Origin of the sequence: Dyella terrae (assembly GCF_022394535.1) — a bacterium.
Classification (GTDB): Bacteria; Pseudomonadota; Gammaproteobacteria; order Xanthomonadales; family Rhodanobacteraceae; genus Dyella.
On record NZ_CP089414.1, the window covers coordinates 1,252,007 to 1,275,977 of the forward strand.

General features: G+C 62.2%; 18 protein-coding genes and 1 tRNA gene. 9 read left to right on the top strand and 10 right to left on the bottom strand.

All coding sequences use genetic code 11. The features are described 5' to 3' along the window. Positions 1-17: 17 nt before the first annotated feature. The gene (gene hisG, locus DYST_RS05185) at positions 18-911 is read right to left on the bottom strand and encodes an ATP phosphoribosyltransferase (protein ID WP_102304433.1); all 894 of its coding nucleotides are present in this window, start codon (positions 909-911) and stop codon (positions 18-20) included. Then, positions 908-1,243 (bottom strand): YerC/YecD family TrpR-related protein, encoded by a 336-nt coding sequence (locus DYST_RS05190; protein WP_239950534.1) that lies wholly within the window; start codon positions 1,241-1,243, stop codon positions 908-910. The genes hisG and DYST_RS05190 overlap by 4 nt, the downstream gene beginning before the upstream one ends. Before the next feature lie 361 nt (positions 1,244-1,604). On the opposite strand from DYST_RS05190, the gene DYST_RS05195 reads away from it, so the two are divergent. The 3 genes from DYST_RS05195 to DYST_RS05205 are packed head-to-tail and all read left to right on the top strand — an operon-like array spanning position 1,605 to position 4,237. Further along, positions 1,605-2,063 (top strand): MarR family winged helix-turn-helix transcriptional regulator, encoded by a 459-nt coding sequence (locus DYST_RS05195; protein WP_102304435.1) that lies wholly within the window; start codon positions 1,605-1,607, stop codon positions 2,061-2,063. After that, positions 2,060-3,601, top strand: a complete 1,542-nt coding sequence (locus DYST_RS05200; protein WP_239950535.1) for an MDR family MFS transporter — start codon at positions 2,060-2,062, stop codon at positions 3,599-3,601. The genes DYST_RS05195 and DYST_RS05200 overlap by 4 nt, the downstream gene beginning before the upstream one ends. 9 nt (positions 3,602-3,610) lie before the next feature. Then, entirely contained in the window at positions 3,611-4,237 is a 627-nt protein-coding gene (locus tag DYST_RS05205) for a DUF998 domain-containing protein (protein WP_239950537.1), read from the top strand. 62 nt (positions 4,238-4,299) lie between these two features. Here DYST_RS05205 and DYST_RS05210 read toward each other — a convergent pair whose 3' ends face one another. The 3 genes from DYST_RS05210 to hisS all read right to left on the bottom strand — a co-directional run bounded on the left by DYST_RS05210 (position 4,300) and on the right by hisS (position 8,037). After that, on the bottom strand, positions 4,300-6,192 hold the full coding sequence (locus DYST_RS05210; protein ID WP_239950539.1) for an HAL/PAL/TAL family ammonia-lyase: 1,893 nt from the start codon (positions 6,190-6,192) through the stop codon (positions 4,300-4,302). 82 nt (positions 6,193-6,274) lie between these two features. Continuing rightward, entirely contained in the window at positions 6,275-6,613 is a 339-nt protein-coding gene (locus tag DYST_RS05215) for a hypothetical protein (RefSeq protein ID WP_239950540.1), read from the bottom strand. Next, entirely contained in the window at positions 6,610-8,037 is a 1,428-nt protein-coding gene (gene hisS, locus DYST_RS05220; protein WP_239950542.1) for a histidine--tRNA ligase, read from the bottom strand. The genes DYST_RS05215 and hisS overlap by 4 nt, the downstream gene beginning before the upstream one ends. 198 nt (positions 8,038-8,235) lie before the next feature. On the opposite strand from hisS, the gene DYST_RS05225 reads away from it, so the two are divergent. After that, positions 8,236-8,312 (top strand) — tRNA-Pro (locus DYST_RS05225). Between the two features lie 103 nt (positions 8,313-8,415). On the opposite strand, the gene DYST_RS24290 is transcribed toward DYST_RS05225, so the two are convergent. The 5 genes from DYST_RS24290 to DYST_RS05250 form a co-directional block, all read right to left on the bottom strand. Next, positions 8,416-8,610, bottom strand: a complete 195-nt coding sequence (locus tag DYST_RS24290; protein WP_428993960.1) for a transposase — start codon at positions 8,608-8,610, stop codon at positions 8,416-8,418. Positions 8,611-8,739: 129 nt separating this feature from the next. Next, positions 8,740-11,193: an efflux RND transporter permease subunit gene (locus tag DYST_RS05235; RefSeq protein ID WP_239950544.1), complete on the bottom strand. Its 2,454-nt coding sequence runs from the start codon at positions 11,191-11,193 to the stop codon at positions 8,740-8,742. 19 nt (positions 11,194-11,212) lie between these two features. Then, entirely contained in the window at positions 11,213-12,169 is a 957-nt protein-coding gene (locus DYST_RS05240; protein WP_239950545.1) for a WD40/YVTN/BNR-like repeat-containing protein, read from the bottom strand. A 260-nt stretch (positions 12,170-12,429) separates the two neighbouring features. Further along, positions 12,430-13,797: a DUF1329 domain-containing protein gene (locus DYST_RS05245; protein WP_239950546.1), complete on the bottom strand. Its 1,368-nt coding sequence runs from the start codon at positions 13,795-13,797 to the stop codon at positions 12,430-12,432. A gap of 21 nt (positions 13,798-13,818) precedes the next feature. Then, positions 13,819-15,579: a DUF1302 domain-containing protein gene (locus DYST_RS05250; RefSeq protein WP_239950547.1), complete on the bottom strand. Its 1,761-nt coding sequence runs from the start codon at positions 15,577-15,579 to the stop codon at positions 13,819-13,821. Between the two features lie 595 nt (positions 15,580-16,174). Here DYST_RS05250 and DYST_RS05255 point away from each other — a divergent pair. The 5 genes from DYST_RS05255 to DYST_RS05275 all read left to right on the top strand — a co-directional run bounded on the left by DYST_RS05255 (position 16,175) and on the right by DYST_RS05275 (position 23,958). After that, positions 16,175-19,063: a LuxR C-terminal-related transcriptional regulator gene (locus DYST_RS05255; RefSeq protein ID WP_239950548.1), complete on the top strand. Its 2,889-nt coding sequence runs from the start codon at positions 16,175-16,177 to the stop codon at positions 19,061-19,063. Between the two features lie 159 nt (positions 19,064-19,222). Further along, the gene (locus DYST_RS05260) at positions 19,223-21,103 is read left to right on the top strand and encodes a feruloyl-CoA synthase (protein WP_239950549.1); all 1,881 of its coding nucleotides are present in this window, start codon (positions 19,223-19,225) and stop codon (positions 21,101-21,103) included. Between the two features lie 35 nt (positions 21,104-21,138). Next, positions 21,139-22,278 carry an acyl-CoA dehydrogenase family protein gene (locus tag DYST_RS05265; RefSeq protein WP_239950550.1) on the top strand — a complete coding sequence of 380 codons (1,140 nt, stop codon included), beginning with the start codon at positions 21,139-21,141 and terminating at the stop codon, positions 22,276-22,278. Positions 22,279-22,304: 26 nt separating this feature from the next. Then, positions 22,305-23,495: a lipid-transfer protein gene (locus DYST_RS05270; protein WP_239950551.1), complete on the top strand. Its 1,191-nt coding sequence runs from the start codon at positions 22,305-22,307 to the stop codon at positions 23,493-23,495. 28 nt (positions 23,496-23,523) lie between these two features. After that, positions 23,524-23,958 carry a MaoC family dehydratase N-terminal domain-containing protein gene (locus DYST_RS05275; protein ID WP_239950552.1) on the top strand — a complete coding sequence of 145 codons (435 nt, stop codon included), beginning with the start codon at positions 23,524-23,526 and terminating at the stop codon, positions 23,956-23,958. Positions 23,959-23,971 lie beyond the last annotated feature (13 nt).

A 23,971-nucleotide genomic window follows, 5' to 3' on the forward strand; every position in this document is an offset into this window, starting at 1 on the left:
CGTTCAGTCCGCCTGCGTTACGCAAGCATCTTTTCGACCGGCAGCACGAACATTTCGCGTGCACCAGCCTTCTTGATTTCTTCCAGCTGTCGCCAGCTGACCTCACCGGCACATAGCGCCTGCAGCATGAGCTGGTCGGGCTGTCCCGCCACCGGTAGCAGCGTCGGCTGCGGTCCGCCAGGCAGTAGCCGGATGACCGCATCGAGCGAGCCGCGCGAGGTCTGCAGCAGAAGCAAACGCGATTCGCGTACCTGGATGACACCGTCGAGCCGCTTGAGCAGCAACTCAATCATGTCGCCACGCTCATCCGAAGGCAGTGCCTGCGGACCGGCCAGCACGGCCTCGCTCTCCAGCAGCACATCCACTTCGCGCAACTGGTTGGCCACCAGGGTGCCGCCGCTCTGCACCAGATCGCAGATGGCATCCGCGGTGCCAAGTCGCGGCGCGATCTCAACCGAGCCAGCCAGCGTCACCACGCCCGCGTCGACACCGCGCTCGCGCAACCACTCGCCCAGCAGGCCGGGATACGACGTAGCGATGCGCATGCCCTGCAACTGCGATGCGTCGCGGTAGTCGACTTCCTGTGGCACAGCGACCGACAACCGGCAGCGGCCGAAGCCCAGCGGTCGCCATTCGGCGAGTGCCGGGCCACCCAGGCCCGCCGTGAAACGGTATTCGTCAAGCACGTTGCGCCCGACGATGCCGAGGTCGCATACGCCCTGCGCGATCAGGCCGGGGATATCGTCATCGCGCACCAGCAGCAGGTCGACGGGCTCGCCTTCGCCGAAGCAAAAAAGCTTGTCGCGACTCTGGCGGAAGGTGAGTCCACAACGGTTGAGCAGTTCCAATGCCGGCTCGGTAAGTCGGCCGGATTTCTGCATCGCAATACGCAGTCGGTCGCGCGCCTTCATGCCTTGGCCTTATTACTTGCTGAGCGTCGACGAGCCGCACGAGCCGCCGCAGCGAGGTATCCGCCCGCGCCAGCATTGAGATAACGCGCCACACGCCCGATGGTGGTGATGCTTACCGCCGTGCGCTCGTGAATCTCGCGATAGGACACCCCTTCAAGCAGGTAAGGCACGACGCGCCAGCGGTCGACCATGACCTCCAGCTCAGCGGGCGTGCAAAGGTCGTGCAGGAAGGCCGACATCTCATCGGCGTTCTTCAGCGAAAGCAGAGCCTCGCAAAGACTGAGCTCGGCGGACTCGGCAGGCATCTCGGGATCGATCGATCGGCGCTTCATAATGTACTAATGCGTTAATACAGTGGAGCGCATCTTACCCGGCGAAAATCACACAGGCAACCCATCCAACGCGTGCCGCCGCGCTGCGGCCATCCCGACAATGGGCGTGCCACAGCAAGGTATTGCGCTCGGCCAAGGGCCGCACCAGGCGCTCTACGGGGGACTTCGGCATCGACAGCCCGCGCCATGCCCTGCGCCCCGCAGGACTCCCCGCCTGAACGAAACCGATCCAGCTCCATGCGCCCCGCGCCGTCCCGATGCCCTCCCGCGAACCTCGCCCCGAAGCCGGCACTCGCCAACGGCACCCGATCGGCGTAAACTAGATAGGTAGCCTACCTACCCAACTCTCCTGGAGAACGACGTGAGCGCGAACACTTCGGCTGAAGCCGATGCACGCGAACTGGCCGAGCAACTGCGGCCCGCGTTGCGCCGCCTTGTACGCCAGTTGCGACGGCAGCCCAGCAACGAACCCATCTCGTCACTGCACGCGCCCCTGCTGATGACCATCCTGGAGAACCCGGGTATCGGCGTCGGCGAGTTGGCCCAGATGGAAGGCCTGCGTAGTCCGACCATGACCGGGCACATCAACAGCATGGTGGCCGCGGGACTGGTGAAACGCACCGAACCCAGTGAGGGTGACCGTCGCCGCATCGGCCTCGTCGTGACGCCGCACGGGCACACCCTGATCGACGCCAAGCGCAAACGGCGTACCGACCAGCTAACTAGAGCGCTGACCCGGTTGTCGCCCGATTCGCGTGCAGCACTGTGGGCGGCCATACCCGCCTTGAACGACGTTGAACTGGAAGAGATCGACGCATGAGCATTCCCGGTACCGCAACCATCGCGCCCTCACAGACCGTCCATCGTCCCGACGAACAGGAGATCAACCGGGTTTTCGCCGGCCTTGTGATCGTGCTGGCGCTGGGCGCCATCGACCAGAGCATCGTCGCCACGGCCCTGCCCCGCATCGTGAGCGATCTCGGCGGCATGAGCCATCTGTCCTGGGTGGTGACGGCCTATGTGCTCGCCTCCACCGCCACCATGCCGCTCTACGGCAAGCTGAGCGACCAGTACGGCCGCAAGCCGGTGATGTACTTCGCCATCTTCATGTTCCTGCTCGGCTCGGTGCTGAGCGGCGCGGCGCGCAATCTGCTTGAGCTGATTATCTTCCGCGCCATCCAGGGCGCCGGTGCAGGTGGCTTGTTGCCACTGTCGCAAATCATCATCGGCGACATGGTGCCGCCCACGCAGCGTGGCAAGCGACAAGGTATTGCGGCGGGTATTTTTGCACTGTGCAGCGTGGTGGGGCCGGTGATCGGTGGCGTGATCACCGACGTGCTGTCGTGGCACTGGATCTTCTACGTCAACCTGCCCGTCGGCGCGGTGGCACTGGTGATCCTCGCCCGCTCGCTGCGCCAGTACACCCCGTTGCATACACGACGCATCGACTACCTCGGCTCGCTGCTGATGACCGTCAGCACCGTCGCACTGTTGTTGGTGCTGACGCTTGGCGGCGGCGAATGGCCTTGGCTGTCTGCGCCCATTGCTACGCTCAGTGCCTTCGCACTAGTCACGGGTGTGCTGTTCATCCGGCACGTAAAGCACGAGCCGGAGCCCGTGCTGCCATTGGACCTGTTCCATAACCGCGTGTTCGTGATCGCCAGCATCGTGATGGCGCTGACCTTTATGGGGCTAATGGGCGCAAGCCTGTTCTTCCCGTTGTTCTTCCAGTTGGTGATGGGCGTCAGCCCGGCGCGCTCTGGCTTGTTGACCGGCCCGATGATGATGGGCATCGCGATCTCCGCGCTGTTCAACGGGCGAGTTTTGATGCGCGCCGGCCGCTACAAGCCCACCGTGGTGATCGGGCTTGCCGTCGCCACGTTGGCGTTCGGCGTGCTGGCGTGGAGTGCCGCGACGGCGCAGGGCCTGGGCATTATCGAGCCATCCATCTTCGTACTTGGCCTGGGTCTTGGCCTGGTGATGCCCAACGTGACGATCGCGGTGCAGAGCGCACTGACACCCGTACACCGCGGCGTTGGCACGGCCACGCTTACCTTCTTCCGCTCACTGGGCGGCCTCATCGGTGTGGCAGGTTCCGGCGCCATTCTCGCGTGGCAGATGCGCAGCCACGGCAACGCAACAGCGCCGTCCATTGTCGCCATGCCAGAGGGCGGCGTCGCCCATCCCGCGTGGCAGCACGCGGCCGATGCCGCGGTCATGATGTACCGCCATGCCATCGCGTCGACCTTCACGATAGGTGCGTGCATCGTCGCGTGCGCGTTCGTGCTCATCCTGCTCTTGCCGGAGATTCCCTTGCACGATCATCATCACGCCTCACCTGCCCCTGTCGCCGAGTAAGGACGTTCGATGATCGCTCCGCGGCGCGATTTACACGTCACGCTGTGTTCCGGCTGGATAGCGATTGCCACTGTGGCTTTCGCTGTCACCGCAGGCGCCTTGCAATGGATCCGGGCAGATCTCGATGCTATGGCTATGCCATTGAGCGCCTACCTTCGAGGTCCTGGCGGTGTCTGGCTGCGCGGAGCCTACGACCTGATGGCCAGCGCACTGGCCTGCCTCGCATGGGCCGGCCATCGCGTTACGCGCGAGAGCTTGCGCAGCGGGCTGGCTAGCGCGCTGTTTGTCGTAGCCGCCATTACCCTTCCCGTCGTCGGGGCCACGGTGCTCTATGAAAACACGCCAAGCGAGAATCTCGCCCGCCTGCTCCATGGCGTAGCAGCACAGACCACGTTCCTCTGTCTGGTCATGGGCATGCTTCTGCTATCGACGCGATGGCTGCGCGACGCACGCATGCAGCGCAACCGCTACACCGGCGTCGTGCTTGCCTGGCTGGCGTTTGTGCAGATGTGGGTTCTGGCGCTCTGGAAGGGCCTGCCACCGGGGCTTACCCAGAAGGCACTGATCGTGCTGATCCTGCTGTGGCTTGCGTGGGCGGCGCGCCAATTGTGCCCGGCAAGTGCGCAGCCGAATTGACCCAAAGCGCAAGGCACACACATCGAAAGAAAAAGGGGCGCCGAAGCGCCCCTTTCTGATCACTACTGCTCGAATACGCGCTGTCGCACCAGCTCGCACACCGTCCGCACATCGCCATCCATCGCGCGGTCGCGCGACATGAAGCCTATGTGCTTGCGCAGCGTGTCGTGCGCCTCACGCACAGCCGAGCCTGCGTGGAAATCGCCGACGTTCGCCAGCGCGGCCTTCAGTTGCTGCACCTCGCCCACGAACTGCTCGTAATGCGCATGATCTTCGCGCGGTGCATTGGACACCTTGCCCGCCAGCGCCTGCCAGTCGCCACGTGCGGCGAGGCGGCAAGCGGCATTGAGCATGGCCTGACGGAAATCCAGCGCCTGCGCGGCGGTGTAGAGCTCCAGCGCAACGACGTAGCTGAGGTCTTCCATCATCTCTAGTACGTGTCGCGCCTCGTTGGCGCCCATCGACACATGGTCTTCCGCATTCGCGCTGGTCGGCACGGAATACACGCTGGCCGGATGCGCACGCGTAGCCAGGTCGTTCACCAGTGCTGCTGCCGTGTACTGCACGATCATGAAACCCGAATCGGTGCCGTCTTCATTGCCGGTGAGGAACGCCGGCAGGCCATCATTGGTGGCCGGGTCGACCAGCTTGTTGAGGCGACGCTCCGAAATGGAGGCCAGCACCGGGATGGCTGCCTTTACGTAGCTCATCGCCAATGCCAACGGCATGCCGTGGAAGTGACCCGCAGAGATCACTTGCTCTTCGATGAACTCCGCGTCCTCGGCATCCGGGAAGATCAGCGGATTATCGGTGACCGAATTCAGTTCGATATCGATCACACGACAAGCCTGCGCCCATGCATCACGCACTGCACCGTGCACCTGCGGCATGCAGCGCAGACAGTAGGCGTCCTGCGGCTGGTGCTTCTTGCCGCCCTTGAACGGCAGGAAGCGTGCATAGAACGCTTCGCGACCGTGGCGCTGGTTCGCCGGCACCCAGTCCCAACCGATGTCGAAGGTCAGCGCCTGATCCGCCGGATCCGCCCATGCCTCGGCCGACCACTGCTTGAAGCGCGGCACGAGGTGATAAGGGATGTCGACCAGGGTGCTGCCGGCGAGCAGGCCACGGACGTTGGCAGCCACATCGACCTGTCCCGGATGCGGGCGCAGCGCATGCACCTCCGGTCGCAGCGCGCCACTGCGGCCAGCGAAAGCATCGAGCGTCATCGCCGCCGCGAGATCCGCCAGCTCCAGCAGATGTTCCAGTTCGTCCAGCGCGAGCGTAGCGGTCGCCAGCATCTGCGCCGTGCCGTTGTTCAGCGCCAAGCCTTCCTTGAAGGACAGGCGGATCGACGTGAGACCCGCGCGCTTGAGCGCTTCGGCGCCCGACAGGCGCTCGCCCTGATAGAACGCTTCGCCACCGCCGAGCAGCACGATGGCCAGATGCGACAGCGGCGCAAGGTCACCACTGGCGCCCACCGAACCCTTCTCAGGCACCACCGGCACCACGCCCGCATTGAGCATGGCAGTCAGCGCCTTGAGCGTTTCCACACGAATGCCGGAATGGCCACGCATCAACGTATTGATGCGGATCACCAGCATCGCGCGCACCACGTCCGGCGCGAACGGCTTGCCCACGCACACGGCGTGCGTGGTGATCAGGTTGTGCTGCAACTCTTCCAGCAGCGTACCTTCCGGCTTGTCGGGGTGGCCGCCAGGCAACTCATCACGCAGACGATGCGCGCCCAGCAACTTGTCGGCGTTGCTGCCGAAGCCCGTGGTCACGCCGTAGGTAGGTTCGCCACAGCTCACCTTGTCCGCAAGGAAATCGGCGGCGCGCTGCACGCGCTTGAGCTGCGCTTCGTCCAGCTCCACGCGCAGCCCCTGCCGGGCAACGGCCACCAGCTGTTCGCGCGTGAGGCTATTGCCGTCCAGGAGTATGGTCTTTGCGGTCATGCTTGGCTCCAGCCCGGACGGGCCATCAAGGGAATGTCAGCGACTCGCCGTTCAAAGGCGGCCGCAACGAATGGAAAAGTGTTTAATCATGTGCAGGCGCAGTTTCACAGCGCACCGTGGCACTCAGCATCACCGTAGGGCACTCGCCCGTCACGGCCGATCCGCGCATGCCCGAGTTGCTCAGCTGCACATCCGAAAGACTGTGGCCCGCCGGGCAGTAGCGTGCGGCGCGCTCTTCAATGGCCGGTCGCATGCTGTCGATCAGCGGGTCTGGCGAAGCATCAGGGGTCGCCGCGCGAAAACCGCAAGCAAGGTGGCTTATCTCGTAGACACCCGGCCGGATCTTCCGGGCGGATGTCTCCTCGATCTGGCAACCGGTCAATGACATGGCTGCCATCACCACGGTTGCCCAATGCCTCATTGACTGATTTCCGCCTGCGCCAGTTCGACGCGCAACGTCTTGATGAGTTCCGCGCGCGACACCTCGAACTGGTCCTCACGGCGCAGATCCTTCACGGTGACCACGCCCTTGGCGAGTTCGTCCTCGCCCAGCACGATCACAAAGCGGATGCCGGCGCGATCAGCGTACTTGAACTGCTTGCCCAGCTTGCCGCCGTCCAGCACCACCTCGGTGGCAATGCCGGCGCTGCGCAATTCGCTGGCTAAGGCCAGGTAGGCCGGCAACTGCGCCGGATCCATCTGCGTCACCAGCACATCCACGGTGCTGCGCGCAGTGCCGATGAGGCCCGCATCGCGCAGCTGCCAGTACAGGCGCGTCAGGCCAATGGAAATACCCACGCCCGGCAGGTGCGACTTGGTGTACTGGCCAGCGAGGTTCTCGTAGCGACCGCCCGAGCAGATCGAGCCGATCTGCGGGTGATCGTTGAGCGTGGTCTCGTAAACCGTGCCCGTGTAGTAATCCAGGCCGCGTGCGATGGACAGGTTCAGCGCGTAGTGCGATTCCGGCACGCCAAACGCGTGGATCAGGCCAAGCACTTCCTTGAGTTCAGTGCGCCCCTGCTCCATCGCTTCCGGGCCAGGGCCCAGCGCGTCAAGCTTGTCGTAGGCGTCCTGCAGCGAGACCGAGCGCACTTGCACGAAATCGAGGATCTTCTGCGCGGTATCCGCGCTCAAACCGAACTGCTCACCGGTAAGCGTGTCGCGCACGTAGTCGGCGCCGCGCTTGTCGAGCTTGTCCACCTCGCGCAGCACCAGCGTCTGCTGCTCGCCATCGGTCACACCTAGGCTTCCGAAGAACCCGAGCATCAGCTTGCGGTTGTTGAGGTGGATGGTGAACGGGCCGATGTTCAGCTCACGGAACACGCTGTAGATCACCGCCGGCAGCTCAGCGTCATAGCGCACCGACAGGCTGTCCTTGCCGATCACGTCGATGTCGCACTGGTAGAACTCGCGGAAGCGTCCGCGCTGAGCGCGTTCGCCGCGATACACGCGCTGCATCTGATAGCGACGGAACGGGAAGGAAAGGTCGTGCTCGTGCTCAGCTACATAGCGGGCCAGCGGCACGGTGAGATCGAAGCGCAACGCCAGCTCGGGCACCGCAACTGGACGCGGAAACTCCGAGCCGCTCATAGCGTCGTGAGCACGCATGAAGCTTTCATGTTGTAGCGCGCCGGTGGACTGCACGAAATACACCTGGCGCTCGGTCTCGCCGCCCGTCTTGGTGAGCAGCACATCCGAGAATTCCATCACCGGTGTTTCCACCGGCAGAAAGCCAAAGCGCTCATAGTTGCGGCGGATCACGTCGAGCATGCGCTGGAACGCAATCTGGTCGAGCGGCAGCAGCTCGAGCACGCCGGGCATGGTACGGGCCTGGGTAAGCGCCATGAAGTCCTCAGCTAAGCGGTGTGGGAGGCCGGCCAGCCGCCTGTTGGCGTACGGTCCGACAGAGCCGTATAGGTTAGCAGAAGGCCGCTTCCACACCCTCCTCAAAGGGGTTGCGACAGCCCCTTTGACCTTTGTGAAGAATTTTTTTCACAAAGTGTTGCCAAGGCTCCTGGGGGTCATTAAGATACGCGGCTCCCACGGGGTGTAGCTCAGCCTGGTAGAGCGCTACGTTCGGGACGTAGAAGTCGCATGTTCGAATCATGTCACCCCGACCAAAATTCGAAGTAGTCAAGACCCTGAAATCCGCTTCACAGCGTACTTTCAGGGTTTTTTTTGGGCAATTTCTAAACAAATCCGGCCAAATCCGACAGGATCTGGTCAAGAGTCGATGCCCCATGTGTGGTGGCGGCCGCACTTATCGATGAGGTGCCGGTCACTTATAAGTACCGGTTCGGCAGGCGGCGTTTCAGCCGCGACACCCATTTGCCGGCAGACGGCAGCAACCACCTCTTCGGACTCCGCCAATCGCAGTGCATAGGCGATCTGCTCCTCGGTGTATCTCGACTTCTTCATCGCTCCTCCTGCCCTTCCGCGATAGCACAAGGCGACAAAGCTGCAGGTGTGGCAGCGTAAGAGAGTGCCGATGGGTGCCGACTAATTTCAATGCCACTACGGCGCACCATGATTTGAGCCCGACAGCGCTCAAGTCGATGCCGTACTCTGAACGGACATGGAGGGCTCAGCCTCACCGAGCTGCCGGGGATTATTTCCACGGAATATAGCGTCGAGCAGGATGAAGCTCGACAAGGCTGGAACCAACAAGAGCGAGCCGAGCATGTTCCATACAAACATGAAGGTAAGCAGGATGCCCATGTCCGCCTGGAACTTGATCGGGGACCACGCCCACGTCAGCACTGCCGCCGCGAGCGTCAGGCCGATAAGCGCAATGACCTTGCCGGTGAAATGCACGGCGCTGGCATAGGCTTCGGCCAGCGAGGCGCCCTGTCGTTGCAGATTGAGCTGGACGCTGAGCAGGTAGAGCGCATAGTCCACGCCAATGCCGACGCCAAGCGCGGTTACTGGCAAGGTAGCCACCTTGACCCCAATGCCCAATGTCACCATCAGCGCCTCGCACAGAATGGAGGTGATCATCAGTGGCACCACGGCCACAATCACCGCGCGCCAGCTGCGGAACGTGACGAAGCACAGGACGATCACCGCACCGTAGACCAATAGGAGCATCAGGCGATTGGCCTTCTCCACCGCCCTATTGGTAGCAGCCTCGATCCCTGCCCCGCCCGCGGCGAGCAGAAACACCCGACCCCCACCGTCATGTGTTGCTGCAAAAACCTCCACCGTCTTGACCAGACGCTCCAGAGTGTCCGCCTTGTGATCGACGAGAAAGGCGATGACTGGCGCAACGGAGCGGGCGCCATTGACCAGCTCCGGATTAGCCACGTAAGCGTCGTTTAAAGCCTCGGTAGTAATATATGGATCGCGACTGAGTGTCATCCAGCGCGGATCTCCCTCGAAACTGGCGGCGGTATTACGCCGCGCCAGCCCGCCGATCGACGTGGTGGTCTGTACTCCCGGAAGGGCACGCAAGGTTTGCTCGAGACGATCCATTTCCAGCAAGGTCTCGAAGTTGGCGATACCACCTTCCGGCGTCTTGACGATAACGGCGAACAGGTCCGTCGACAGGTTGTAGTGATGGGTGATGTACGCGTTGTCGCGGTTGTAGAGCGATTGTGGCCGCAACTCTGGCGCCCCCGCATCGAGGTCACCGATCTTCAGCTGCCGGCCAATCACCAATCCTCCGATAGCCAATACCGCTGCGACTAATACAACAGCAGTCGCAGGCCCCCTGCGGGTCAACGGCAACAGCAGGCGCTCGACCAACGATCGGCGCTCGCCAGCGCGAAGGCTATGCGCAGCCCCTCTGGCGCTGACACCGGTATAGGACAGCAGCACCGGCAACAACACGAGATTGGTGAAGATCAGTACGGCGACACCGATGCTGGCGGCAATGGCAAGACCGCGGATCACCGGTATATCGATCAGCATCAACACCGAAAAACCCACGGCATCGGCAATCAGCGCGGTCAAGCCCGCCAGGAAAAGGCGGCGAAAGGTGTAGCGTGCTGCCACGTAACGGTCGGTGCCCCGACCGATATCCTGCATGATGCCATTCATTTTCTGGGCGCCATGGGATACGCCGATGGCGAAGATCAGGAACGGCACAAGGATCGAGTACGGATCCAGATCCACACCCAGTAGATGAACAATGCCAAGCTGCCACGACACAGCTACCAGCGAGCAGCCGATCACCATGGCCGTACTGCGTAAGCAGCGGGTATAGGCATAGATGATGATCGCAACGATAACGGCGGCCAGGGCGAAATACAGGGCGATCTGCAACAACGCATGGATCAGATCACCAACCAGCTGGGCAAAACCGATCACATGCAACGTGATGCCGCTATTCTCATGCGCTTGGCGAATCCGCTCGATCGCATCGTGCACCGCCCTCGCATCGAGCGGCTTGCCCGTATCGGCATAGCGATCCAGCAACGGCAGAAAAATCATACTCGAGCGCTGGTCGTTGCCTACCAACGATCCGGCAATACCTGCACGGGCGACGTTGATGTGCAGTTGTTCGATGCTCGCAGGCGAGCCATCAAAGTCATCCGGCATCACCGGGCCACCCTGGAAGCCGGCCTCAGTAACCTCTGTCCAGCGAACCACCGGCATCCACAGCGACTTTACGAAGGGCCGATCGACACCCGGCATGGTGTAAAGCTGATCGTTGATCTCGCGCAATGCTTTCAGATACGCCGCATCGTAGATGTCGCCCCTCCGGTTCTCGACCACAACACGAACCGAATTGCCCAGGCCGCGCAACGACCCCGCATTGTCGAGATAATTTCGGATGAATGGGCTGGACTGCGGCATCATCCGCTCATAGCTGGCACTCATGGTCGTACGCGTTGCGGCAGCTCCGAATACCAGAGTCAAGAGCACACACCATGCGATGACCCATCGACGGTGATTGAAGATCAGCCGCTCTAGCGTTGAGCCCGATCGCGCATCGAAATCAAGGCGATTACGCACGATGGGCATGGCATCGACGCGCTCCACGGACGTGTTGGCAGTCATCTGGAATTCCTGGGCGTCGTCAAGGCGAGCCGATAAAAATGGGGCCCGCAAGGCTTGAGGCGATCAGCGCACCATGCGTATCCGTCTGAATGCCAGTGAATGGCGCCGGCCGTGGCGCATGCAACAGATGAAGTGGCGTCGTGGCAGCGGAGTTCACGGCGATCTCGCCGGCGGCGGTCACGAAGGCAAACGAAGCATGTGACGCATCGTAAACGCCACCAGTAACCGTGGCATGCAACGGGCTCTCCCAACGATGCCAACTGGCGCCACGATCAGTGCTGCGATAAAGCGTGCCACGCAATCCATAGGCAATCAGCACATCCTTGCTGCCCGTGATGCCAAAGAAACTACCGGCGTAATCAGTCTGGACCAGACGAAACCGACTACTGGTTGCATCGAACTGGAACAGCGCCCCCTGTTCGGCGGCGATGTATATCTCGCCGTCGATCTCGACGATGGCATTCAGATGCAGAAACTGGGGGTTGTCGACATGGTCAAGCCATGGATGCCAGGTCTTGCCCCCATCATCGGTGCGGATGACCATGCCAAACGCGCCCACTGCCGTGCCGTGCAGCGCATCCTTGAACCACACGCTCAGCAACGGCAGCGAAGGCCCTGCCTTGTCATTGAGCACAAGCTGGTCGAGGAACGGCTGCAGCGAGGTGTCGCCGGCGCGGATGCGCTCCAGATAGTCGGCTTCCAGCACGATGGCGGCACGGCGCCCATCAAGCTGCTTGGTCCATGAAAGACCGCCGTCTGCCGTATGCAGCACCACATTGTTGTGTCCAACCACCCACCCTTGCAACGGCGTGGGAAAAGCGGCGGCAATGAGATCGGTGGCCACCGGCGAGGGTCTTTGCTGCCAGTGCTTGCCGTCGTCATCGGACAGCAGAATGAGGCCGCGCATGCCCACGCCAACCAGTCGCTGGCCTGCCCGTGTAATGGATAGCAGTGGCTGGGTCTGCGGCGACGGCATGCTTGCCGAAGGCGTATCGAGAGGGTCAACGAACGGATCGCCCGCAACGCGGCACGCGGCTGTGGTCGACCACGCCGACAAGACGCCCGTGGCCGCGGCGAGTATCAGCAAAAGTCGGAGGTGGCGGGTTAGCGCTCCCGCTCTTCGTGGTGGATACATCATCAACCCTCAAAACCTGAAACGCTCGCCATGATCTGGACTGCAAAGGCGGGACAACGGCAGGCCCGCGTACAACGAGCCTGCCGTTTCTCTCCCGCTGTTTAGTGCAGGCCCGTGCCTGCCATGCCGGCAGGAGTGAACAGAGCCGGCTTCTCGAGCTTGTCGGATACCGTCACTCGCGGCGAGCCCTTGGCGGCGGTGGAGTACAGAACGAAGTAGTTGCCCTTCTGCAAGTCGTAGAAGCCGTACGAACCGGTGAACATGCCGCCACCGCCATCGTAGAAGGCGAACGGGAAGTCCAGACCCACGCGCCAGAGCTTGCCGTCCTGGCCGTAGCCATCCGTTTCCAGCAATGCCCAGCTGTCCTCGTCGATATAGAACACGCGCTTGGAATACGCATGCCGCGCGCCGGCTTTCAGCGTCGCCTCGACCATCCACACGCGATGCAACTCCCAGCGGATGGCATCGGGCTGGATATGCTTGGGGCCATAGACCTGCGCCACCGGCAACTGCGAGAACGAGTAGTCGTTATAGGGAACGATGACCTCCTTCTTGCCGATCAACTTGAAGTCAAAGCGATCCATGCGTCCGCGGAACAAGTTGGTTTCGTCCCAGAACAGCACGCCGCCATAGTTTGAAGCGGGCGTGTCGTATTTGTAGTCGGGCGCCATACGCGTACGACGCTGACCGGGGAAGTACGCCCACGTGGTCTGGTCGTCGTCTCCGTAGTTGATCGGGTAATTCATCAGCACGGCCGTACCCGCGGTGACTGGTGGTGTCGTCGTCTGCACCCACAGGCGATCGAAAGAGCCCTTGAATTTGTCGCGTCCAATGCTCTGGTCGTAGTACGGGCGGTACTCCACCCAGTCGAGTACCGGCAACTCAGTCTTGGCGCCCGAGCTGTCGACCAGATAGGCGCCGGCGTTCTTGACCGCATACTGCGTGCGCTCGAAGGCCAGTAGGTAGTTCCACATCACCTGATAACCATCTTTGGGCTCGGGAAACGCCACGCCGCCAAAGGCCCCTTCGACACCATCGCCCTCCACCTTGCCGGTTAGCTTGGCTGCACTGGCATTCTTGACCGTGTTGTCCAGCACCCACTGCGGGTAATGCATGGTGCGATGGGACGGATAGACGTCCATGCGTTCGGTCGGAAAACGCTCCAGCAGGGCCTTCATGCCACCGGTAAGCTTGTCACCGTACTGCGAGGCATTGGCGGCGTTCACGCTGAACAATGGCTTCTCGCCCTTGAACGGGTCGGGCCATATACCGCTTCCGGCCACATAGCCCGCGGGCGGCGTGACCAGACCGCCGTCATAGGCGGGAATACCACCATCGGCATTGCCCGCATGCTCGGCGCCAAATACGGTGATGTCCCCACCTGGTTTGCCGGAAGGGTTGGCCGCCATCGCACTGGCACAACACAACGCTACCGTGCAGGCCCATGCCAGATGCACCTTAAGCTTCATCGTTATCTCCTGCACTGCAAATCAGAAAGAGGTCTGGAAGGTCAACGACAACCAGCGACGATCATCCAGGCTGTAAAGGCCATTGCCCGAGGAGTAGTACTTCAATCCGCTGGGCGAAGTTGACTCAACGTTGGGGCGCCCGAAATAGGCGTTGTAGGCGAGCGTGAGCGTGGCGCGCTGTCGGAAATTGGCCTGTACACCTACCGAGAGATTATTGGTGCCCTGCTGCGCCGAGGTGGTGCCGTTGATCGGGTTGTTGCCATAGACACCGAACGTGTCGGAGATGGGCGTGGAAAGATCCACGCCTGGGAAAACCTGCAACCACTGCGGCTGGAAAGCCACCGCCAAACCAACGTATTGCTTGGTGGAGCAGCCATTCCACTTGTCATGCGTGGGACAGCCGGCATAGTCCACGCCGTTGAACAACGGCGAGTTCTGCGTCACGGAGAGCAGCTGCGTGTACGACATTTCCGCCGTCAACGTACCGGTGTCCCACAGAGCCGAACGCGACAGGGGCACGATGGCGTTGGCAATCAGGTTGAAGACATTGCCCTTGGCGCCCTCGGGCTCGGATAGCACCTTGGTGTTCTGGCTGCTGCTAAGCGCGGTATTCCTGCGGTAGGACGCCTCGAAACCCGTACTGACGCTGCCGAATGTCATATCCAGGCTGTAGCCGTACAGCTTGGCGTGCTCGTTGTAGGACAGGTGGTAATCGGTAGGCAGGCCGCGTCGGTTGAAGTCCGCCAGCAACCACGGCTGGGTCTCGTCGAACTGGCGGAAGTAGAAGCCCATGGCACCCGCCATGAACGTGGGTGTCCAGCCTACTTTCACACCAAAATTGGCATGCGTATCGGGCGGCGTTGTCGACGGACCCTGCGGAACATTGACCGGTACGTATCCGCCCTTCAAACCTAGCAGTTGCCCGGGCAGTACCGCTGCAAAGAGGTTGCTCGGCCCTTCGGCATAAAAGTCATAAGGACCCAGGTACGTGCCACCGGTCGGTTCGCGATTGGGCGACCACGCATAGGCGTACTGGCCAGACAGAGACACCTCTGGCGTGATCTGCGCGGTCACACTCACCTGCTGACGAGGCAACAATAGTTCCTTGGTCTGCGTGCCCGGCGTCGCTAGGGCCCGAATCAGGTCCACCGCACCTTGCGACACGGAAATGCCCTGATACGGAAAGAACAATGAGTTGCCCCAGTACTCCGTGAACTGACCCACCTTGAAGTACATCGGCATATTGCCGACCTGCGGGTTGTAGAACACGAACGCATCCAGCAACTGGCCGCCCTGTTCGTAGAAACGCTTGGTGTAGGAACTGTAGGAACCGCCAGGGTAAGCACGCAGCTCTTTGTAGGTGACCGGCGGCAAGCCGCCGCCACCCGGTGCAAACACGCCAGGGTTGGTCTTGTCGTCGCTGTTGTACGCGAAGTCTTTCCAGGTCGAGCCGGACACCTTGAACCCGACTAGGCTCTGGTATGACACGGTGAACTCCGACAACAGCGACAGTCGGTTGGTCACCACGTCGCCCGAGCTGCCGAACTTGTAGTCGCCATCGTCGTAGTTGGGATTGTTCCCAATCTTGCTGTCGATGCCAGTGGCGCGTACGCCAAGGTTGTAGGTGACCGTGTTGTCCCAGTTGATATCCCAGTCCGACGACGATCCGATCTTGGCCGCAAGCGCCCCCTCCGATGCGAGCAAACTGCCTGCCAGCGCTGCCGCCAGTGCGGTGTAGCGCAACCCTTTCCATCTCGCCTGCTTGTACTTGTTGCGGAACATGTCTCTCCCCAAGTCTTTTCGTGTAAACGAACGTCGATTCGAAGCGCCCGCACCACAGCTCATGCCCCGTCCCCCGACGAGGCGCCACTGCAGGAGGAGTTCGACGTCGCAGCCGAAAAGGCGCCAACTTCCGCGCACCCGTAGCGTCCCGCCACTCCACGGGTCCGAATCTCCCTGATCACCGGCCCCGTGTGCCCCACCCGCAATAGGGGGGAGAGGGATAGCCCGACCACGCATCAGACTTCCCTTGCTGCGTTGCGAGGCATATGCGTCGCGAGGCGAGCGCGGGGGAAGATGGGGCGCCCGCGTTCACTCACCGACGCGTGGATAACCCGCAGAAGGCGCATATACAGCGCTCCGCTCGATCCATACGTATGCGTACACGCCTATCGGAAGACGGGGATGATGGCGGCTCACCGTGCGATGGATTGCTGCACTGCAAGTTGCGTCACACGCCAGATAGATGATTCATAGAGAAGCTGCCCGTTCCTACCGAGAGGATGGAAGGGGTAACAACAAGGACGATGACATCGACCCATGCGCAACGCACATAGATGTGCCATCGCGTTCACGAATATCGAGTCTTTACGTCGCAATGAACTCGCCACGTTACATCGTCCATCCCTCCAAGGACGTATCGCTCAAACCGAGGCTTTCCCTGTCATCCAAGGACACTATCCCCCTCAACGCGGAAAGCGTGGCATCCGAGGCCAGCCCGCCGATTACTCGCGCCGAGACGACGGCCCAGCCTCCCCGGGGCACGCCCCGGATCGTTGGACGAGATCGCCTGCTTGCGCAGTTGCGAGAGGCGCGCCGCAAGCGCTGCATCGTGCTGCAGGGTCCCATTGGTAGCGGCAAGACAACACTGTTGCTGGCATGGCGAGAGTCTCTGCTTCCCCTCGGCTACAGCATGGCGTGGCAAACGTTCACACCTGACGACAACGAACTATCGCGCGGGCTGGATCACCTAATCGCCTGCCTGGCACAGGTTGATCCAGACATCAGCCGCGAGGCCGCGTTGCTGTTCGAACGAGGCATGGACGATGAAGCGGCCGAGGGCGTGGTTGTTTCCCTGGTACGAGGCATCGCCGCGCATTCGGCAGACATCGTGCTGGTGCTGGACGATGTGCAACACCTGGTGCGGCCCGAGGGCCACGAAGTGTTTCAGTGGTTGCTGGAATACGCGCCGCAAAATCTCCATATCGTGCTCGTCTCGCGTAGCACGATCCCGCTGTCGTTGGGTAGGATCCGCGATCTCGGCCTTGTGCTTGAACTGGACATGCGCGACCTGCGCTTCACGGCCGCCGAATCACTGGAATTTCTGCGCTCCCAGCTCGGCGACGTCCATCCACGTGAAGCCCGGCGCCTGCACGAACTCACCGACGGCTGGGTTGCGGGGCTGCAGCTCTTTGCGATGCGCCTGAAGCGACGCAGGCAGGAAAAACTGGGTTCGGACGCCGCACCCACCTATCTGCTCGATGCAGGCGCGTTCGCCGAGTATTTCGATCACGAGGTGCTTTCCCACCTGGCCGATGCCGAAGTGGAGTTGCTGGTGCGCATGTCGGCCTGCGCGCGATTGTGTGCGCCGCTCTGCCTCGCACTGGTCGGCGACCAGCCGCCCACATCGGAAGCCATCGATCTGCTCGCCAAACTGGAAGCAGATAATTTGTTCGTCAAACCCGCGCCGGAGGCAGGCGGCCAATCCTGGTACCGGCTCAATCCACTTTTTCGCGAAACGCTGCTCGATCGCTTCCGCATGCGCGACGAGACTTACCAGCGCAGCGTTCACCGTGCTGCCTGGCTTTGGTTCAGCGAGCACGGGCACACCGATGACGCCGTTCGCCACGCGCTGCTCGCTGGTGAATCGGCGGCGGCGATAGAACTAGTGCAACAGGCGGCGCGCGGGATGCGGTTGCAGGGGCAGTTTCGCAAGCTGGCCGGGTTGATGCGATTGTTGCCGCAAGGCGAGATCCTGGCGCGCATCGATCTGCGCCTGTGGATGGTGATGCTCCACCTCTATGCGCGCGACCTCGATGCTTGCGCTGCCGCCATAGCCACGCTGGAAAACGATCTACCCGCGGACGATGATCACACGCGCTACCAGCTGACCCTGTTGAGGGCCGCCCTGGCCGTACAGCATGACGACCCCGATACGGTCGCCGCGCTCATGCCTGCCCTTCATTCGCCCCCGGCTCATGCCGATGGCCTCCTGATTGGAGCCCACAACAACCTGATGTCGTGGCTTTTCATGCACAAGGGCGATTACGACGCAGCACGCCAAGTGCATGCGGAGTCACCCAAGCTTCTGGTCGATGGCAATGAACTGTTCGGTACCTCGGCCGGCCTGCTCAATGCCCGTTGTTTCACATCGCTCAGTTTCGCGCTGGAGGGGCGCATCGTCCAGGCGGAGCGTGTCTGCCGCGATGCGCTGTTCGAAGCCAATCAGCGAGGTGCGGCGACATCCGAGTCCGCTTGCCTGGCTTCGGCTTTGCTAGGGGAGTTGCTTTACGAGTCGAATGAACTGGCCGCTGCACGCAAGCTGCTCGAAGAGCGCGTGGACGTGCTCGAGCGTATCTCCATCCCCGATTCCATTCTTCGGCTGTTCACCGTGCTTTCGTCCATCCACTGGATTGCGGGACATCATCAGGAAGCCTTTGCTTACCTCAGGCGCCTGGAAGACTACGCGTCCCGCCATCAATGGCGACGGCTCATGGTCCACAGCGTAGCGCAACAGGTCCAGCGGCACCTGCAAATGGGGGCCGTCGACGAGGCGCAGCGCGGCCTGACACGACTGGATGAACTTGCATCCGGCGCGTCGCCAACGTCCATTTTTTATGATGACATCCAGCTGGCGACGCAATGTGCTCATCTACATTGGCACCTGTTCCACGCCGATGACCCGGCAACCCTGGAGGCACTGCGGCCACTGCTTGCCCTGAGCGAACGACGTGGCTGGCAGCGCCAGTCGGCCCAGTTCCAGTTTTATGCGGCACTCGTCGAACATCGCAACGGTGCAGACAGGTCGGTGGATGAGGCGGTGATGGATATCCTGCGCCGGGGCAGCCGCCTTGGCCTGGTGCGCAGTCTGCTGGACACGAGCCCGGATGCACTGTCGTTGATGACCGAGGTCATCCAGCGGCAACCTCACGACCCGGTGCTCTCTTTCTATCTCAGCCGTCTGCAGGCCGCCCAGCAGCCCTTTCCCAAGCCGCCGGATGGGACCATCGCGACATCCAACGGTGGACGTCACCTGCCGGCTGCCGAGATGCTCAGTGAACGCGAATCCAAAGTGGTGTGCCTGCTGGCAAAAGCACTCCCCAACAAGAAGATCGCGCGCACCTTGGGCATCTCGCCAGAAACGGTGAAGTGGCATCTGAAGAACATCTACGGGAAGCTGGGTGTTTCCAGCCGGGACGAAGCGGTTGCGCGCGTGCGTGACCTCAATCTGGATGCTGATCTGTCTGCAAGCGATACGCTGTACTGAGCCACCAGAGCACCGGGTGCGCCACCCATCTCGGGTGGTCCTGCCGGTCATGGCGCCGACTACCCTGCGATGGAAGAGGTTTGGGCAACGGTACTAGCCAAACCGATCGGGTAACGGGACGGGGTGTCCTGCGCGGCATCCACCGGAGAAACAGGCGCAATGGCGACGCTCAAGGTCAACGAGTGCACGGCGGTACCTTTCCGCGCCGTGCCATTTCCGCAACGGAAGACGCTGGTGGAGCGTCGCGCCGATGGCAGCATCCTGCTGCGCTCGGCCACCCAGCCGCCGATGCTTGCAGAAAAGAGTTTCGCTGCTTTCATTCCCTCGTGGGCAGCTCAACGCGGCCAAGACGCAGCCTTCTGCGAACGCGACGCGAACGGCGCATGGCGATCCATTGACTGGTCGACGCTATGGCGCCAGGTCGTCACGGTTGCCGCCACGTTGCTTGAACGCGGCCTGGGCTCATCTCGCCCGGTCATGTTGTTGTCGGGCAATTCGATCGAGCAAGCGGTGCTTCTGCTGGCATGCGAATACGTCGGCATTCCTACCGCACCGGTATCGCCCGCGTATTCCTTGCTAAGCAAGGACCACGCGCGCCTGCGGGACATCGGCGAGCGGGTACCGCCCGCCGCCGTATTCGTACAAGACACAACGGCCTTTGGACGCGCACTGGACGTGCTGGATATGGATCCTGCCACCCTGCTCGCCGTACACGGCCACTCCCGCGGTCAACTGAACTGGGAAGACCTCGTCGCCCAGACACTCACTGCGGCGCAGTTGAGCACGGTTGAAGCGGCCCACCGCGCTATCCGCCCCGAGCAAACGGCGCGCATCCTGTTTACTTCCGGTTCCACCGGCGCTCCCAAGGGCGTGAACCTCACCTACGGGAACTTCGCTGCGGTAGCCGCTTACTACGCCGACAACCTGGGCTGGCTTGGTCGTGAACACCCGGTTTTCCTTGATTGGCTGCCCTGGTATCACGGCTTGGGCGGCGTACTGAATCTGGGTCGCTCGGTGCAATTTGGCGCCACCCACTACATCGACGACGGCCGGCCACTACCTGGCCTGATCGAAAAAACCGTGCGCAATCTGCGCGACGTATCGCCCAGCATCTTCACCAGCGTGCCCTCCGCATGGGCCATGCTGGCCACCGAACTGGAACGCGACTCGGTGCTGGCGCAGAGCCTGTTCTCTCGCGTGCACTTCCTTGGCTACGGCGGCGCCAGCCTGCCGACCAATGTATGGCGCCGCATCCAGCGCGTCGCCGAAGAAGCAGTTGGCGAGCGCATCATGTTTTGCACGGGCCTCGCTTGCTCCGAGACCACCGGCATGGGCACGTACTGCGGCTGGCCTACCGATGGCAACGGCAATGTCGGCGTGCCGGTTCCCGGTTCGGAAGTGAAGCTGCTCCCGCTCGAAAGCGAAACGGGTCGATACGAGATCCGCATGCGTGGTGCCAACCTGTTCGGCGGCTACGTCGGCCAGCCCGAACTTACCGCCGCAGCTTTCGACGACGAAGGCTACTTCCGGCTGGGTGATGCGGTACGGCTGGCCGACGAGGAAGATCCCTCACAAGGCATGCTCTTTGCTGGACGCGTCGTCGAGGATTTCAAACTGATCAACGGCACGTGGGTGCAGACCGGTGCCATGCGCCTGACTCTGCTCGATCAATGCGCGCCATTGCTCAGCGACGCCGTGATTTGCGGCCACGACAACGCCTACGTCACGGCACTGGCCTGGCCAAACGTGGCTGGCTGCCGGCAACTGGATCCCTCGCTCGCGGAGCTCGACGTCGAGGAACTGGTCCGCCATCCCCTGCTGGTATCGGCGCTGCGCGAGCGGCTGCAACGACAAGCCTCCGCAGGCGCAAGTCTCACCATCAAGCGCGTGATGCTGATGGCCGAACCGCCTTCGGCAGACGCCAATGAAATTGCCGACAAGGGTTACGTGAACCAGGCCGTGACCCGCGCCCGGCGCGCTCCGCTCATCGAACAACTCTACGAAGCAGAACCGGCAGCGCACATCGCCTGCATGTCCTGAACGTTGTTACGCCCACCGCATATCCGGAAACCACCATGCAAGTCACCCGAACCGTCTTCCGTGACGATCATGAAATGCTGCGCGATTCCGTGCGCCGCTTCTTCGAGCGCGAATGCGTTCCGCATCAGGCCGAATGGGACGAGGCCGGCAAGGTCGACCGCGAAACCTGGCTGAAGGCCGGCCGCGAAGGCCTGCTCTGCCTGACACTGCCCACCGAATACGGCGGCGGCGGCGGCGATTTCGGCCACGCCGCGGTGATGAACGAGGAACTGCAGCGCGCCGGCGTCAGCGGGCTTGGCTTTGCAGTGCACTCGGACATCATCGCGCCATACATCGCGCGCATCGGCAACGAGGAGCAGAAACAGCGCTGGTTGCCCAAGGTCTGCGCGGGCGAATACATCCTCGCCATCGCCATGACCGAGCCCGGCACCGGCAGCGACCTCAAGGCCATTCGCACCACCGCCATCCGCGAAGGCGACGAGTACGTCATCAATGGCAGCAAGACCTTCATCAGTAACGGCCTCAACTGCGACCTCATCATTGTCGTCGCCAAGACCGATCCCGCCGCGGGTGCCAAAGGCGTGAGCCTGCTCGTGGTCGAAGCCGATCGCGACGGCTTCCGGCGTGGGCGCAAGCTGGAGAAAGTGGGACAGCACGCGCAAGACACGGCTGAAATGTTTTTCGACAACGTCCGCGTACCTGTTGCCAACCTGCTTGGTGAAGAAGGCAAAGGCTTCGCTTACCTCATGGCGGAGCTTCCGCAGGAGCGCTTATCCATTGCCGTCGGGGCCGCCGCCAAACTCGAAGCCTGCCTCGAACACACGCTCAACTACGTCAAGGACCGCAAGGCCTTCAACCAGACCGTGTGGGACTTCCAGAACACTAAGTTCAAGCTCGCTGACATCAAGGCGCAAGCCGTATCGGTGCGCCTGCTGATCGACTACTACCTTGGCGAACACATGCGCCGCCGGCTCACGCTGGAGGAAGCGGCCATCGCCAAGCTCTGCGCTACCGAAACGCTGGGCAAGGCGTTGGACGAAATGGTCCAGTTGCACGGCGGTTACGGCTACATGCTGGAGTACCCAGTGGCCCGCGCCTTTGCCGATGCACGCGTCATGCGCATCTACGGCGGCACCAGCGAAGTCATGCGCGACCTCATCTCGCGCAAACTGTAATTCCAACGCACCCGGGGAATAACGATATGAGTCGCAAGGTTTACGTCGCTGGCGTGGGCATGATCCCGTTCAAGAAGCCCGGCACCAGTGATACGTACGACGTGATGGGCGAAACTGCCGTGCGTCAGGCACTGGCCGATGCAGGGGTGGCTTACGACGACGTGCAGCAGGCCTATGCCGGCTACGTCTACGGCGACTCTACCTGCGGGCAGAAGGCGCTGTATCGCGTCGGCATGACCGGCATTCCGGTCATCAACGTCAACAACAACTGCGCCACCGGTTCCTCGGCGCTGTTTCTCGCCCGCCAGGCGGTGGCCAGCGGAGCGGTCGATTGCGCGCTCGCGGTCGGCTTCGAATTCATGGGCCCGGGCGCGCTGCGTTCGGTATGGACCGATCGCGCCAGCGCGCTGGAACGCGCGCTCGACGCCACCGACGAGCTGATCGGCAAGACCGAGGGAATGTCCAATGCCATCCGCCAGTTCGCCGGCGCCGGCATGTCGCACATGAAGAAATATGGCACCAAGCTGGAAACCTTCGCCGCCATTCGCGCCAAAGCCAGTCGCCACGCGGAACACAACCCACTCGCCGTATTCCGCAATGTGGTCACCACCGAAGACGTGATGGCCGCACCGATGCTGTGGGAAGGCGTGCTCACCCGCCTGATGGCCTGCCCACCGACCTGTGGTGCCGCAGCTGCCATCGTCGTCTCCGAAGACTTCGCCAGGAAGCATGGCCTGCGTACCGACGTGCTGATCGGCGGCCAGTCCATCACCACCGATACGCCCAGCACCTATGAAGGGCACGACATGATCCGCGTGGTCGGCTTCGACATGACGCGCGCCGCGGCCAAGAGTGCTTACGAACAAGCCGGCATCGGCCCGGAAGACATCCAGGTCATCGAGTTGCACGACTGCTTCGCGCAAAACGAATTGATCACCTATGAAGGTCTCGGTCTGTGCGCCGAGGGTGCCGGCGAAAAGCTGGTCAACGACGGCGACAACACCTATGGCGGCAAGTGGGTGGTCAATCCGTCCGGCGGCCTGCTGTCCAAGGGCCACCCGCTCGGCGCCACAGGTCTGGCGCAATGCTTCGAACTCACGCATCAGTTGCGCGGCGATGTCGACAAGCGCCAGGTGCAGGGGGCTCGCAACGCGCTGGCGCACAACGTCGGCCTCGGCGGCGCATGCGTAGTCACCATCTACCAGAAGGTGGCTTGACGCCATGGCGTCAGGCGGAGCCACGCACATGATCGATACCAAGCACATCGGCAGACGCCTCCCCTCTTTCAAGGCCAGCACCGATGCGTGGCGCCTGCGCTTTTTCGCGAAAGCCATCGGCGAAACCAACCCGATCTACCTCGACGAAGCAGCTGCGCGCGATGCGGGCCATCCGTCGCTGCCATTACCGCCAACGTTTCTATTCTCGCTGGAGTTCGAACAACCCGATACGCGATGGCGCGACGATGTAGGGCTCAATATGGCGCGCATTCTGCACGGCGAGCAGAGCTTCAGCTATCACCGCATGGCGTATGCCGGCGATGTACTTCAGTTCGACAGCTGCATCGCCGACATCTACGACAAGAAAGGGGGCGCACTCTGGTTCATCGTGCGCGAGACACGCGTGACCAACCAGCGCGGCGACCACGTGGCCGACTTGCGCAGCGTGATCGTGCAGCGCTAAGGCCAGGAGCAAC